Below are 13,845 nucleotides of genomic sequence, written 5' to 3'. Positions count from 1 at the left end.
AGGGTGCGGGCGGCTCAGCCCTTGGTGAGGATGGAACGGCCGAAGAACAGCAGGTTCGCCGGCTTCTCCGCGAGGCGGCGCATGAAGTAGCCGTACCAGTCGGTGCCGTAGGCGGTGTAGACGCGCATCCGGTGGCCCTCCGCCGCGAGCCGCAGGTGCTCCTCGCTGCGGATGCCGTACAGCATCTGGAATTCGTACTCGTCCAGTTTGCGCCCGGCGCGCCGGGCCAGCTCCTGGGTGATGGCTATCAGCCGCGGGTCGTGGGACCCGATCATCGGGTACCCCTTGCCGTTCATCAGGATCTTCAGGATGCGGACGTACGCCTTGTCGATCTCCGCCTTGTCCTGGTACGCGACCTCGACGGGCTCCTTGTACGCCCCCTTCACGATGCGCACGCGGCTGCCGTTCTCGGCCAGGCGGCGGGCGTCGTCCTCGGTGCGGAAGAGGTACGCCTGGATGACGCAGCCGGTCTGCGGGAAGTCCTTCCGCAGCTCCTCGTGGATGGCGAACATCGAGTCGAGCGTCGTGTGGTCCTCGGCGTCGAGGGTCACGGTGGTGCCGATGGCGGCGGCGGCCTCGACGACCGGGCGGACGTTGGCGAGGGCCAGCTCGTGGCCGCCCTCCAGCGCTTGGCCGAACATGGAGAGCTTCACGGACATCTCGGCCTTCTCGCCGAAGCCGAGGTCCTTGAGGCGGTCGATGAGCTCCAGGTAGGCGTCGCGCGCGGCGTGGGACTGCTCGACGGTGGTGATGTCCTCACCGACGACGTCCAGCGTGACCTCCAGGCCCTTGCCGACGGCGTCCTCGACGATCGGGACGACCTGGTCGACGGTCTCGCCGGCGATGAAGCGGTCGACGACCTGCTTGGTGCCCGGCGCCGCCGACACAAGACGGCGCATCTTGTCACTGCGCGACGCGGCAAGGATCACGGGAGCCAGCACGGGGCACCTCCACGGGAGTACGAACGAAGCCGCACCGACGTCATTTTTGCGACAAAACTGGTACGGCACGGAGAACCACCGTGAAACCTAAGGATCCCTCCGATCCTGTGCCATCGACACCTGTCACGCATCCGTGGGCTGGATCTCAGACAGATGTCTGAGCCGGGCCCCGGACTGCGCGAGAATGGCTTCCGAAAGCATTGACGGCGAGGGATCCGGGTAGGCGCGACAGCCCGCACGGAGCGAAGGAAGGGCACGGGTGAAGGGCGACTATCAGGAACTGGTCGACGAGATCTCGGCCCTCCTCGGCGCGCCCGCGACCCTGGAGAACCGCGACTTCGAGCTGATCGCCTTCGGCGCGCACGACGGCGGCGACGGCTTCGAGGCGGCCGACCTCGACCCGGTCCGCACCCGCTCGATCCTCACCCGCCGCTCCACGGCGGCGGTCCGCACCTGGTTCGAGAGCTTCGGCATCACGCGCGCCACCGCGCCGGTCCGCATCCCGCCGACCCCGGAGGCGGGCGTGCACCGCGGCCGCATCTGCCTTCCGGTACGCCACCGGGGTTACGCCCTCGGCTATGTGTGGCTGCTCGACGACGAGCCCGGTCCCTCGGACGCGCGGCTCGGCGCCGCCATGGAGGTGGCCGCCCGCATCGGCGCGCTGCTCGCCGACGAGGCCCAGGCGGGCGCCGACCTGACCCGCGAGTTCCGGTCGGTCCTGACGGCGGAGCGCGGCTGGCAGCGGGACATGGCGGTGGCCGCGCTGCGCACGGCGCTCGGGCCGCGCGGCGAGGGCCTGCACGCGGTGGTGTGCGTGGCGCCCTGGCCCGCGGCGGGCCCCGAGGACGCGCCCGCGCTGCGGACCGTGCCGGGGGCGACGGCCCTGTGCACGGTGCCGTGGCTCACGGCGGGCGCCGTGGGGCAGTCGCTCGCCGTGATGGTGCGGCTGCGCTCGGCGGACGCCCTGACCCCCGCGATCACGACGGCCTCCCGGCTCGCGGAGGCCGCGGGCGGCGGCGCGACGGCCGGGGTCGCGGGCGCCCGGCACGGCCTTGAGGACCTGGGCGCGGCCTGGGCGGAGGCCTCGGCGGCGGCCCGCGCGGCGCTCGCCGAGCCGCGCTTCGGGCCGCTCGCCCGCTGGTCGGACATCGGCCCCTACCGCCTGCTCACCGCGCTGCCCGCGGAGGCCGCGCAGGACGCGGTGGCCCGCGCGCTGCTGACCCCCGCGCACCGCGAACTGGCCCGCACCGCCGAGGTGTTCCTCGACTGCGCGGGCCAGGCGGGCCGCGCGGCGGCGGAGCTGGGCATCCACCGCCAGACGCTCTACTACCGGCTCTCGCGCGTGGAGCAGCTCACGAAGCTGGACCTGGACGAGGGCGAGGACCGGCTGCTCCTGCACATGACCCTGAAGGCGTCACGGCTGCGGTAGCCGCTCGGCCCCGGCGGCCCTCGCCGCGATCCGCCGCAGCCCCTCAGCGAGCTGGGCGGCCGTGGTGGCCGAGCCCGGGTCGAAGAGCCACTGGACCATGAGGCCGTTGAGCAGCGTGGTGTAGAGCCGCCCCTCGGCGTCCACGACGTCCTGCGGCAGGGCGTCCTCGTCGAGGTCGAGGAAGAGCGCGGCGAGGCCCGCGCGCCCCTGCTCCTGGGCCTTGACCATGATGTCCCGCACCCCGGCGAGCCGCTCGCCCTGCGTGACGAACTCCAGGGTCAGCATCCAGATCCCGCGTGCCTGCGGGAACGACTGGACGACGTTCCCCCACACCTTCTCGAACCGCTCGATCGAGCCGCCCGCCCCGGCGTCCTCCGGCGGCGCCCCGAAGCCGTCGCCGAGCTCCTCGATGAGCGAGATGTAGGCCTCGGCGAGCAGCGCGTCCTTCGAGCCGTAGTGATAGCCGATCGACGCGAGATTCGTGCCCGACTCCTTGACGACGTCGCGGGCCGTCGTGCGCACGAAGCCCTTCTCCAGCAGGCAGCGCCTGGCCCCTGCGAGCAGATCCTCACGGTGTCCCATGCGCGCACCCTACGTCCGCCCCAGACGACCGTACAAGACAAGCGTCTTATACATTCGTTCTAGACAAGCGTCTAAGACGCCCGTACAGTCCTGCCCCATGACCACGACAACCACGCCGCCGCCCTCCCCCGCCGCCGAGCGCGCGGGCCGCAGGGAATGGACCGCCCTGGCCGTCCTGATGCTGCCGCTGCTGCTCGTGTCGATGGACGTGTCGGTCCTCTACTTCGCGGTCCCCGCGATGAACGCCGACCTGGAGCCCAGCGGCACCCAGCAGCTGTGGATCTTCGACATCTACGCGTTCGTGCTCGCGGGCCTGCTGATGACCATGGGCTCGCTCGGCGACCGCATCGGCCGCCGCAAGCTCCTGCTGATGGGGGCGGCCGCCTTCGGCGCGGCGTCCCTCGCCGCCGCCCACGCCACCTCGCCCGGCATGCTCATCGCCGCCCGCGCGGCCCTCGGCATCGGCGGCGCGACCCTGATGCCGTCCACGATGGCGCTCGTCCGCACGATGTTCCGCGACCCCGAGCAGCGCGCCAAGGCGATCGGCATCTGGTCCGGCGTCATGGTCGGCGGGGTCGCCCTCGGCTCGGTCCTCAGCGGCGTCCTGGTCGAGTTCTTCTGGTGGGGCTCGGTGTTCCTGGTCAACCTGCCCGCGATGGTGCTGCTCCTGCTCCTCGCGCCCGCCCTCATCCCCGAGTCGAAGGACCCGCGCCCGGGCCGCTTCGACTTCGCCGGCGTGCCGCTCTCGATGGCCGCGGTGCTGCCCCTCGTCTACGGCCTCAAGGAGCTGCCGTCGGAAGGCGTGCGGTGGCCGTACGTCGCGTCGCTCGCGGTCGGCGCCCTCTTCGCCGTGCTCTTCGTACGCCGTCAGCTCACGGCGTCCGCGCCGCTGATCTCCCCCGCCCTGTTCCGCGGCGGCCGGGGCTTCGGCGCCGCCGTCGCGCTGAACCTCATCTCGTCCTTCGCGATGCTGGGCTCGGCGTACTTCACGACGCAGTACCTCCAGTCGGTGCTCGGCAAGAGCGCCCTGGAGGCCGCCCTGTGGGCGCTGCTCCCCTCGGTCCTCATCGGCTTCGCCGCGCCCCTCGCCACGGCGGCGGTGCGCGGGGGCGTGGCCAGGGCCCGGGTCGTCGCGGGCGGCTTCGTCCTCTCCGCCTGCGGCTACGGCCTGCTGTTCCTCGCCGGTACGGACGCGATGTGGACGGTGCTCGCCGGGGCCGGGGTGCTCGCCTGCGGGGCGGTGGTCGTGGGCTCCCAGCTGACGGACCTGGCGCTCGGCGCGGCCCCCGCGGAGAAGGCGGGCGCGGCCTCCTCCCTCCTGGAGACGGGCCAGGAGTTCGGCGGCGCCCTCGGGATGGCGGTCCTGGGCTCCATCGGCTCGGCGGTGTTCCGCCACGAGATGCCGGACACGGCTCCGGGCGCGGCCCGCGAGACCCTGGGCGGCGCGGTGGCGGTCGCCTCGGACCTGCCGCCCGCGGCGGCGGACGCCCTGACCGAGGCGGCCCGCGCCGCCTTCACCAGCGGCATGCACATCGCGGCCGCGGCGGGTGCCCTCGTCCTGCTCGCGGCGGCGGCCCTGGCGGCGAAGGCGCTGCGCTGAGCGGAGCACAGGCGAACGCCGGACGGGCTGGAGGAGTTCCAGCCCGTCCGGCGTTTGAGGACGAGGCCGCAGGCCGATCACCCGCGGCGGGCCATGCGGCCCTAGTCGGCCAAATTCACCGAACGGGCCGACGTGGCGCCGATCTCGGCGGCGACCTCCGCGAGCACTGCGGGCGGCACGGTGTCGTCCACGGTGAGGACGGCCAGCGCCTCCCCGCCCACGTCAGCGCGGGCGACCTGCATCCCGGCGATGTTGATCCCGGCCTCCCCGAGGACGCGCCCGACGGTGCCCACGACACCCGGCCGGTCCGCGTACCGCAGCACGGCCATGTGGTCGGCGAGCGCCAGGTCCACGTCGTACTCGCCGACCGCGACGATCTTCTGGTGGTTCTTGGGACCGGCGAGCGTGCCGGACACCGCGACCTCCTCGCCGTCGCCGAGCGTGCCGCGCACGGTGACCACGTTCCGGTGGTCCGGCGACTCGGAGGAGGTGGTGAGCCGCACCTCGACGCCGCGCTCCTGGGCGAACAGCGGCGCGTTCACGTACGAGACGGTCTCGTCGACCACGTCCTCGAACACGCCCTTGAGGGCGGACAGTTCGAGCACCTTCACGTCGTGCTGGGTGATCTCGCCGTACACCTCGACGTCGAGCCGCACCGCGACCTCGCCCGCGAGGGCGGTGAAGATCCGGCCGAGCTTCTCCGCGAGGGGCAGGCCGGGGCGCACGTCCTCGGCGATGACACCGCCCTGGACGTTGACCGCGTCGGGGACCAACTCGCCCGCGAGCGCGAGGCGTACGGACTTGGCGACCGAGATGCCCGCCTTCTCCTGGGCCTCGTCGGTGGACGCGCCGAGGTGCGGGGTGCACACGACCTGGTCGAGCTCGAACAGCGGGGAGTCGGTGCACGGCTCCTTCGCGTACACGTCGAGGCCCGCGCCCGCGACGCGGCCCTCCTTGAGCGCCGAGTACAGCGCCTCCTCGTCGACGATGCCGCCGCGGGCGGCGTTGACGATGCGCACCGCGGGCTTGACCTTGTGCAGCGCCTCGTCACCGATGAGACCCACGGTCTCGGGCGTCTTCGGCAGGTGCACGGTGATGAAGTCGGAGACTTCGAGCAGCTCGTCGAGCGAGAGCACCTTCACGCCCATCTGCGCGGCGCGCGCGGGCTGCACGTACGGGTCGTAGGCGACGACCTTCATGCCGAACGCGGACATCCGCTGGGCCACGAGCGCGCCGATGCGGCCGAGGCCGACGACGCCGAGGGTCTTCTCGGCCAGCTCGACACCGGTGTACTTGGAGCGCTTCCACTCGCCGTTCTTCAGTGCCGTGTTGGCCTGCGGGATGTTGCGGGCGGTGGCGAGGATCAGACCGCAGGCCAGCTCGGCGGCGGTCACGATGTTCGAGGTGGGCGCGTTCACCACCATGACGCCGGCCTTGGTGGCGGCGGAGACGTCGACGTTGTCGAGGCCGACGCCCGCGCGGGCGACGACCCGCAGCTTGCGGGCGGCGGCGATGGCCTCGGCGTCGACCTTGGTCGCGGAGCGGACCAGGATGGCGTCGACGTCGGCGATGGCGGGCAGCAGTTCCGCGCGGTCCGCGCCGTTGCAGCGCCGGATCTCGAAGTCCGGGCCCAGGGCTTCGACGGTCGCGGGCGACAGCTCTTCAGCGATGAGTACGACCGGTTTGCCGTTGGCAGCAGTGCTCACGTGAGTCCTCACAAGTCCAATGCGGACGGCCGTCCCGACGGCCGCAGGCGGTGGAGGTGGCTCCGCGTGGAAGACGCACGACGCTGTGGGCCTGACGCGAATGTGGTTTGCAGTGTAGTGGCGGGTGCGGGGGCCTTATGCGCCTGACTGGAAGGATCACCCGGACGAGGCTGGACACCGAGGACAACCACGGAGGGCAAGATTCAGCCCCTCCGGCGATTGAGGAGCGGGGTCCGGGGCGGAGCCCCGTGTCCTCACGCCTGCGGGGGCCGGGGCGATGCGCCCCGGCCCCTCAGGCATACGCCCTACTCGTCGTCGTTGACCCAGGACATGAGCTTGCGCAGCTCCTTGCCGGTGGTCTCCAGGAGGTGGTCCTGGTCCTGCTGCTTGTACTCGTTGTACTTCTTCAGGCCGCCGTGGTACTCGTCCATCCACTGCCGGGCGAACGTGCCGTCCTGGATCTCGGCGAGGACCTTCTTCATCTCGGCCTTGGTGGCGTCCGTGATGATGCGCGGGCCCGTGACGTAGTCGCCCCACTCGGCGGTCTCGGAGACCGACCAGCGCATCTTCTCCAGGCCGCCCTCGTACATGAGGTCGACGATCAGCTTCAGCTCGTGCAGGCACTCGAAGTAGGCGATCTCCGGCTGGTAGCCCGCCTCGACGAGGGTCTCGAAGCCCGCCTTGACCAGCGCGGCGGTGCCGCCGCAGAGCACGGCCTGCTCACCGAACAGGTCGGTCTCGGTCTCCTCGGTGAAGGTCGTCTTGATGACGCCCGCGCGGGTGCCACCGATGCCCTTGGCGTACGACAGGGCGAGCTCGAAGCCCTTGCCGGTGGCGTCCTGCTCGACGGCCGCGATGCACGGGACGCCGCGGCCCTCCTCGTACTGACGGCGCACCAGGTGGCCCGGGCCCTTGGGGGCGACCATGCAGACGTCGACGCCCGCCGGGGGCTTGATGAAGCCGAAGCGGATGTTCAGGCCGTGGCCGAAGAACAGCGCGTCGCCCTCCTTGAGGTGCGGGGCGATGGACTCCTCGTAGACCTGGGCCTGGATGGGGTCCGGGACCAGGACCATGATGACGTCGGCCTCTTCGGAGGCCTCGGCGGGCGTGACCACGCGCAGGCCCTGCTCCTCGGCCTTGGCCTTCGACTTGGAGCCCTCGTGCAGACCGACCCGGACGTCCACACCGGAGTCGCGCAGCGAAAGGGCGTGGGCGTGTCCCTGGCTGCCGTAACCGATGACCGCGACCTTGCGGCCCTGGATGATGGACAGGTCGGCGTCGGCGTCGTAGAACAGCTCGGCCACTGGGAAACTCCTCTGTGTGCTGATGTTGCGTCCCACCGTACGGCGGGCTCGGACAGGAAGGTCGGGGGGTTCCGGAATGCGGAACGTCAGGCGGTGCGGTCGAGGGCACGCAGGCTGCGGTCCGTGATCGAGCGCGAGCCGCGGCCGATCGCGATGGTGCCGGACTGCACCAGCTCCTTGATGCCGAAGGGTTCGAGCATCTTGAGCATGGCCTCCAGCTTGTCGCTCGACCCGGTGGCCTCGATGGTCACGGCCTCGGGCGAGACGTCCACGGTCTTGGCGCGGAACAGCTGGACGATCTCGACGATCTGGGAGCGGGTCTCGTTGTCGGCGCGCACCTTCACGAGGACGAGTTCGCGCTGAACGGCCGAGCCCGGCTCCAGTTCGACGATCTTCAGGACGTTCACCAGCTTGTTGAGCTGCTTCGTGACCTGTTCGAGCGGCAGGTCCTCGACGTTCACGACAATGGTGATGCGTGAGATGTCGGGGTGCTCGGTGACGCCGACGGCAAGGGAGTCGATGTTGAAGCCGCGGCGGGAAAAGAGGGCGGCGATCCTGGCCAGGATGCCGGGGGTGTTCTCCACCAGGACGGAGAGCGTGTGCTTCGACATGGGAGTCATGGTTCTCGTGCCTCTGCCTCGGGTTCCGTTGAGCCGTCAGTCGTCTTCGCCGTCGCCGAAGTCGGGGCGCACGCCCCGGGCGGCCATGACCTCGTCGTTCGAGGTGCCCGCCGCGACCATCGGCCAGACCTGGGCGTCCTCGTGGACGATGAAGTCGATGACGACGGGCCGGTCGTTGATGGCGTTGGCCTCTTCGATGGCCTTGTCGAGGTCGGCCGGGTCCTCACAGCGGATCGCGTAGCAGCCCATCGCCTCGGACAGCTTGACGAAGTCCGGGACGCGGGTGCCGGCGCTCGGCTGCTTGCCGTCCGCGTCCGGTCCGCTGTGCAGGACGGTGTTGGAGTAGCGCTGGTTGTAGAACAGCGTCTGCCACTGGCGGACCATCCCGAGGGCGCCGTTGTTGATGATGGCGACCTTGATCGGGATGTTGTTCAGGGCGCAGGTGGTGAGTTCCTGGTTGGTCATCTGGAAGCAGCCGTCGCCGTCGATCGCCCAGACGGTCTTGTCGGGGCGGCCCGCCTTGGCGCCCATCGCGGCCGGGACGGCGTAGCCCATCGTCCCGGCGCCGCCGGAGTTGAGCCAGGTCGCGGGCTGCTCGTACTGGATGAAGTGCGCGGCCCACATCTGGTGCTGGCCGACGCCCGCGGCGAAGACCGTGCCCTCGGGGGCCAGCTGGCCGATGCGCTCGATGACCTGCTGCGGCGAGAGCTGGCCGTTGTCGGGGTGGTCGTAGCCGAGCGGGTAGGTCTCGCGCCAGCGGTTCAGATCGGCCCACCAGGCGGTGTAGTCGCCGGTGTGGCCCGCGGTGTGCTCGGCCTGCAGGGCCTGGACGAGGTCGGCGATGACCTCGCGGGCGTCGCCGACGATCGGCACGTCGGCGGCGCGGTTCTTGCCGATCTCGGCCGGGTCGATGTCGGCGTGCACGACCTTCGCGTGCGGCGCGAAGCTGTCCAGCTTGCCGGTGACGCGGTCGTCGAAGCGGGCACCGAGGGCGACGATCAGGTCGGCCTTCTGCAGCGCGGTGACGGCGGTGACCGCACCGTGCATGCCCGGCATCCCCACGTGCAGCGGGTGGCTGTCGGGGAACGCGCCGAGCGCCATCAGGGTGGTGGTGACGGGCGCGCCGGTGAGCTCGGCGAGGACCTTCAGCTCGGCGGTGGCGCCGGCCTTGATGACGCCGCCGCCGACGTACAGGACGGGGCGCTTCGCGGCGGTGATGAGCTTGGCCGCCTCGCGGATCTGCTTGGCGTGCGGCTTGGTCACCGGGCGGTAGCCGGGCAGCTCCTGCTGCGGCGGCCAGGAGAACGTGGTGCGCGCCTGGAGGGCGTCCTTGGCGATGTCGACGAGGACGGGGCCCGGGCGGCCCGTGGAGGCGATGTGGAAGGCCTCCGCGATCGTGCGCGGGATGTCCTCGGCCTTGGTGACCAGGAAGTTGTGCTTGGTGATCGGCATGGTGATGCCGACGATGTCCGCTTCCTGGAAGGCGTCGGTGCCGATGGCCTTGGAGGAGACCTGCCCGGTGATGGCGACGAGCGGCACCGAGTCCATGTGGGCGTCGGCGATGGGCGTGACCAGGTTGGTGGCACCGGGGCCGGAGGTGGCCATGCAGACGCCGACCCTGCCGGTGGCCTGGGCGTAGCCGGTGGCCGCGTGGCCCGCGCCCTGCTCGTGGCGGACGAGGATGTGACGGACGCGCGTGGAGTCCATCATCGGGTCGTACGCCGGGAGGATCGCGCCTCCGGGAATGCCGAATACGGTGTCGGCCCCGACTTCCTCGAGCGAACGGATCAGGGACTGCGCACCCGTGACGTGCTCGACGGGCGCGGACTGCTGCTGTCCAGAGGATCGGGGCCGCGGCTGCGGATGGCTGGCCCCGGTGGCCTGCTCGGTCATCGGCATTCTCTTCTCGATGCTGAGGGTTTTCGCTGAGGTTCCGCCCCGACGTCGGGCGGAGATTTAGCGGGGTTTTTGCCTGGGTTTGGCAGTGCTGGTGCAACAAAAAACCCCTCGTGCCGTGGGGCAAGCGAGGGGAGCGCGCCGGGTGCGGTCGCTGGGTTTCTCCGGTGTCAGGAACCGGACTTCCCAGCTTCAGCCGACGCGCTTTCCAAGTACGAGAATTCGGGTGCGCATGGCACTGACCCTCCCCCCGGCGCGCCACACCTGTCAAGTAGGTGGGACGGGCGTCTCAGCATGTGAGCGGCCGAACGGGGTGGTCCCCGCCACCGCCCCGGCCGCGTAGGCCGCGCCCGCGCCGCCGAAGGCGGCCGGGGGCGCCACGCCGCCCACGCACACCGGCTCCACGGGGCCGCGCGGCACCGGGTACTCCCCCATGGCGAGCGCCCGGCGCAGCCGGTACTCGTCGAGCGGGCCGGAGAACGCCATGCCCTGGCCGTGGGTGCAGCCCATCGCGCGCAGCGCCACGACCTGCTCGGGGTGGTCCACGCCGTCGGCGACGGAGTCGAGGCCGAGGTCGGTGGCGATGCGCAGGAGACCGGCCGTGATCTTGTGCAGGCGGGCGGACTCCACGACGCCCTCGACGAGCCCGCGGTCCAGCTTCAGCACGTCGACGGGGAGGCGCCGCAGGGCCGTGATCGCCGCGCAGCCGCTGCCGAAGCCGTCGAGCGCCACGCGGACGCCGAGCCGCCGCAGGGAGGTGAGGCGGCGCTCCAGCTCGTCCAGGGAGACCCGCGGGTCGCTGTCCGCGAGCTCGATGACGAGCGCGCCGGAGGGCAGCCCGTGCCGGGTGAGCAGGGCCTCCAGGGAGCCGAGCGGCAGGGAGCGGTCGACCAGACGGCGCGCGCCGATCCGCACGGAGACCGGCATCGCGTGCCCGGCGATGCCGCGCTCCGCGGCCTGCTCGACGGCCTCCTGGAGCAGCCAGCGGCCCAGCTCGGCGGTGCGGTCGCCGTCCTCGGCGGTGCGCAGGAACTCGGCGGGCGTGAACAGGATGCCCTGGGCCGAGCGCCACCGCGCCTGGGCGGCGACCGAGGTGATCCGGCCGCTGTCGAGGGCCACCACGGGCTGGTGCAGGAGCGCGAACTCGCCCTCGTGCAGCGCGCTGCGCAGGCGCGTGGCGAGCTCGGCCTTGCGGGCGACGTCGGCCTGCATCTGGGGGGCGTACAGCTCCACGCGGCCCTTGCCCGCGGCCTTCGCGCGGTACATCGCCAGGTCGGCGTTGCGCAGCAGCTCGCCCGCGCCGACGCCCGGCTCGGCGAAGGCGACGCCGATGGACGCGGCGACCCGGACATCGTTGCCGCCGATGTCGTAGGGCTGCGAGAGTCTGAGCCGCAGCCGGTCGGCGAGCTCCATGATGTGCTTCTCGCGGGCGGCCTGGTCGCGGGTGCCGTCGCCGACGATGAGGGCGGCGAACTCGTCGCCGCCGAGGCGCGAGGCGGTGTCCGACGCGCGGACGGCTTCCTGGAGGCGCTGGGCGGCCATCACGAGGAGTTCGTCGCCCGCCTGGTGGCCGATGGTGTCGTTGACGGCCTTGAAGCCGTCGAGGTCGATGAAGAGCACGGCCGTGCCTCGGTCGGTGACTCTGCGACCGCCGAGCGCTTGCGCGACTCGGCGGGTGAAAAGAGCCCGGTTGGGCAGGTCGGTGAGCGGATCGTGCTCGGCGTTGTGCTGCAACTGCGCCTGGAGGCGCACCCTTTCGGTCACGTCCCGGCTGTTGAAGATGAGACCGCCGTGGTGGCGGTTGACGGTGGACTCCACGTTCAGCCATTCACCGCTGCCGGACTTGAAGCGGCATTCGATCCGCGTCGTGGGCTCCTCCACGGGGTTGGCGGCGAGGAAGCGGCGCACCTCGTGGACCACGCGGCCGAGGTCCTCGGGGTGCATGAGCGTGGCCAGCTCCGAGCCGACGAGGTCGTCGGCCTCGCGGCCGTAGACCCCGGCGGCGGCCGGGCTGACGTAGCGCAGGATGCCGCTCGGGGCGGCGATCATGATGACGTCGCTGGACCCCTGCACCAGGGAGCGGAAGTGGTTCTCCTTCTGGGCCAGTTCCTGGGTCAGCGTGATGTTGTCGAGCAGCATGATGCCCTGGCGCACGACGAGCGCGAGGACGACGGTGCCCGCGGTGAAGAGCACGACCTCGTCGACGCTGCGCCCGTTCAGGACGTTGTAGAGGATCCCGAGCGTGCAGACCGCGGCGGCCAGGTACGGCGTGAGGGCGGCGAGCGAACCGGCGATGGGCCGCGTCGTCGCGTACCGTCCGTCGTCGCCCCGCTCGTGGTCGCGGGGATCGCGCCCCTCATGGGGAGCGAGCCCGCCCCGCGGATCGCGCACGTCCCGCGGATCGCGTACGTCGTGGAAGTCGCGGGCGCCCCGCACGTCGTGGAAGTCGCGGACTCCTCGTACGTCGTGCACGCCCGCGATGCGCGTCCTGCCGTACGGGCGGTGGGCCGCGCGCGGGGGCTCCGGGTCGACGCGTCCCGGCCGGGGTGTCGCCCACGGGGCGTACGCGAGGAGCAGGGAGCCCGCGAACCAGCCCGCGTCGAGCAGTTGGCCGGAGCGGTAACTGGCGTGCAGCAGCGGCGAGGTGAACAGGGCGTCGCACATCACGGTCAGCGCGAGGGCCCCGATGGCGGTGTTCACGGCGGTGCGGTTCGCCGACGAGCGCCTGAAGTGCAGCGCCAGGACCATGCTGACGAGGGCGATGTCCAGGAGCGGATACGCGAGCGACAGCGCGGCGTGCGCGACGCCGGGCCCGTCGAACTGCGCGGTGTGCGCGAGGGCGAGGCTCCAGGAGAGCGTGAGCAGCGAGCCGCCGATGAGCCACGCGTCGAGCCCGAGGCACACCCATCCGGCCTTGGTGACCGGGCGCTTGGCGAGCACGAGCAGCCCGATGATGGCGGGCGGCGCGAAGCAGAGGAAGAACAGGTCCGCGAAGCCGCGCTCGGGCACGGGCTGCCGCAGGACGACCTCGTGCCATCCCCACACCGCGTTTCCGCAGGCCGCCATCGCGGAGGAGAGCGCGAACAGCAGCCACGCGGGTCGAAAGCGGCTGCGCCGGGTGCGGGAGTAGAAGAAGCAGGACACGGCGGCGGCCGCCGCGGCGGCGCTGAGGCCGAAGTCGCCCATGATGAGCGCGAGCCGGTCCGAGCCCCAGCCGAGGGCGGACCCGGTCGCATAGCCGCCGCAGACCAGCAGCAGGAAGACCTGGGAGAGCAGGCCCGTGCCGCCGCTCGGCGCCGGGCGGCGGGCCATGGGCGCGCCCGGCGAGGCCATGGGGGCGCCGAGGCCGCCCTCCAGGACGGACGCGGAGGCCGTCTGCCCGCTCACCGGGCCACCCCGCTGCGCGCGCCGGTGCCACGGCCACGGGGGCCGCGCCCACGCGCCGCGCGCGGGAGGCCCTTCGCGGCACCACGGGTTCCACCCGGCGCCGGGGCGGAGCAGCCCGGTCCCGTCGACGGGACAGGCGGGGTACAGGGGCCCTGCCGCTGTCCGCCGGAGGGCGCCGGATCCGTGGACCGGCGGCCGCTCGTCCGCCCTGATGGCTGCCATGCGCCGACCTCCGACCGCTGTGGACGGCGCCTGGCGGCGCGGTGCGGGTGCCGGTGCCGCCGGGCGCGGTGCCGACGGCCGCGAGCCGGTGTACGCGAGAGTCGCGGGCGGTGGTCCCGCCGCTTCGGATCGTTCGCCCATAGGCCGTGCATCGCCCG

At 72.0% G+C, this 13,845-nt stretch carries 9 protein-coding genes; 2 read left to right on the top strand and 7 right to left on the bottom strand.

The genetic code is table 11. The features are described 5' to 3' along the window. Positions 1-14 precede the first annotated feature (14 nt). Positions 15-941, bottom strand: coding sequence for a proline dehydrogenase family protein (locus MQV74_RS28725; RefSeq protein WP_242724020.1), 927 nt, complete (start codon positions 939-941; stop codon positions 15-17). Positions 942-1,200: 259 nt separating this feature from the next. Here MQV74_RS28725 and MQV74_RS28720 point away from each other — a divergent pair, with 259 nt between their 5' ends. Then, a complete protein-coding gene (locus tag MQV74_RS28720; protein WP_242724018.1) occupies positions 1,201-2,370 on the top strand; it encodes a PucR family transcriptional regulator in 1,170 nt (389 codons plus the stop codon). Here MQV74_RS28720 and MQV74_RS28715 read toward each other — a convergent pair. Then, positions 2,356-2,952: a TetR/AcrR family transcriptional regulator gene (locus MQV74_RS28715; RefSeq protein WP_242724016.1), complete on the bottom strand. Its 597-nt coding sequence runs from the start codon at positions 2,950-2,952 to the stop codon at positions 2,356-2,358. The two genes, MQV74_RS28720 and MQV74_RS28715, sit on opposite strands and share 15 nt — an antisense overlap. A gap of 97 nt (positions 2,953-3,049) precedes the next feature. Here MQV74_RS28715 and MQV74_RS28710 point away from each other — a divergent pair, with 97 nt between their 5' ends. Next, on the top strand, positions 3,050-4,552 hold the full coding sequence (locus MQV74_RS28710; RefSeq protein ID WP_242724015.1) for an MFS transporter: 1,503 nt from the start codon (positions 3,050-3,052) through the stop codon (positions 4,550-4,552). Between the two features lie 101 nt (positions 4,553-4,653). Here MQV74_RS28710 and serA read toward each other — a convergent pair whose 3' ends face one another. From serA to MQV74_RS28685, 5 genes are all read right to left on the bottom strand, one after another. Next, positions 4,654-6,258, bottom strand: coding sequence for a phosphoglycerate dehydrogenase (gene serA / locus MQV74_RS28705; protein ID WP_242724014.1), 1,605 nt, complete (start codon positions 6,256-6,258; stop codon positions 4,654-4,656). A gap of 305 nt (positions 6,259-6,563) precedes the next feature. Beyond that, positions 6,564-7,562: a ketol-acid reductoisomerase gene (ilvC, locus tag MQV74_RS28700; protein WP_242724009.1), complete on the bottom strand. Its 999-nt coding sequence runs from the start codon at positions 7,560-7,562 to the stop codon at positions 6,564-6,566. Between the two features lie 86 nt (positions 7,563-7,648). After that, on the bottom strand, positions 7,649-8,173 hold the full coding sequence (gene ilvN, locus MQV74_RS28695) for an acetolactate synthase small subunit (protein WP_242724007.1): 525 nt from the start codon (positions 8,171-8,173) through the stop codon (positions 7,649-7,651). 45 nt (positions 8,174-8,218) lie between these two features. Further along, complete coding sequence (locus MQV74_RS28690) at positions 8,219-10,081, bottom strand: acetolactate synthase large subunit (RefSeq protein WP_172382208.1); 1,863 nt, start codon at positions 10,079-10,081, stop codon at positions 8,219-8,221. Between the two features lie 264 nt (positions 10,082-10,345). Continuing rightward, positions 10,346-13,411: a putative bifunctional diguanylate cyclase/phosphodiesterase gene (locus MQV74_RS28685; RefSeq protein WP_242729215.1), complete on the bottom strand. Its 3,066-nt coding sequence runs from the start codon at positions 13,409-13,411 to the stop codon at positions 10,346-10,348. Positions 13,412-13,845 lie beyond the last annotated feature (434 nt).

This window comes from Streptomyces sp. AN091965 (assembly GCF_022698285.1).
Classification (GTDB): Bacteria; Actinomycetota; Actinomycetes; order Streptomycetales; family Streptomycetaceae; genus Streptomyces.
This window is presented reverse-complemented; position numbering and strand designations above follow the sequence as displayed.

What these genes read in the sequence shown, in the direction of transcription:
- MQV74_RS28710 (WP_242724015.1), top strand. Translation starts at nt 3,050, where the DNA reads ATGACCACGACAACCACGCCGCCGCCCTCCCCCGCCGCCGAGCGCGCG.
- MQV74_RS28690 (WP_172382208.1), bottom strand. Translation starts at nt 10,081, where the DNA reads ATGCCGATGACCGAGCAGGCCACCGGGGCCAGCCATCCGCAGCCGCGG.
- MQV74_RS28715 (WP_242724016.1), bottom strand. Translation starts at nt 2,952, where the DNA reads ATGGGACACCGTGAGGATCTGCTCGCAGGGGCCAGGCGCTGCCTGCTG.
- ilvN (WP_242724007.1), bottom strand. Translation starts at nt 8,173, where the DNA reads ATGTCGAAGCACACGCTCTCCGTCCTGGTGGAGAACACCCCCGGCATC.
- MQV74_RS28685 (WP_242729215.1), bottom strand. Translation starts at nt 13,411, where the DNA reads ATGGCCTCGCCGGGCGCGCCCATGGCCCGCCGCCCGGCGCCGAGCGGC.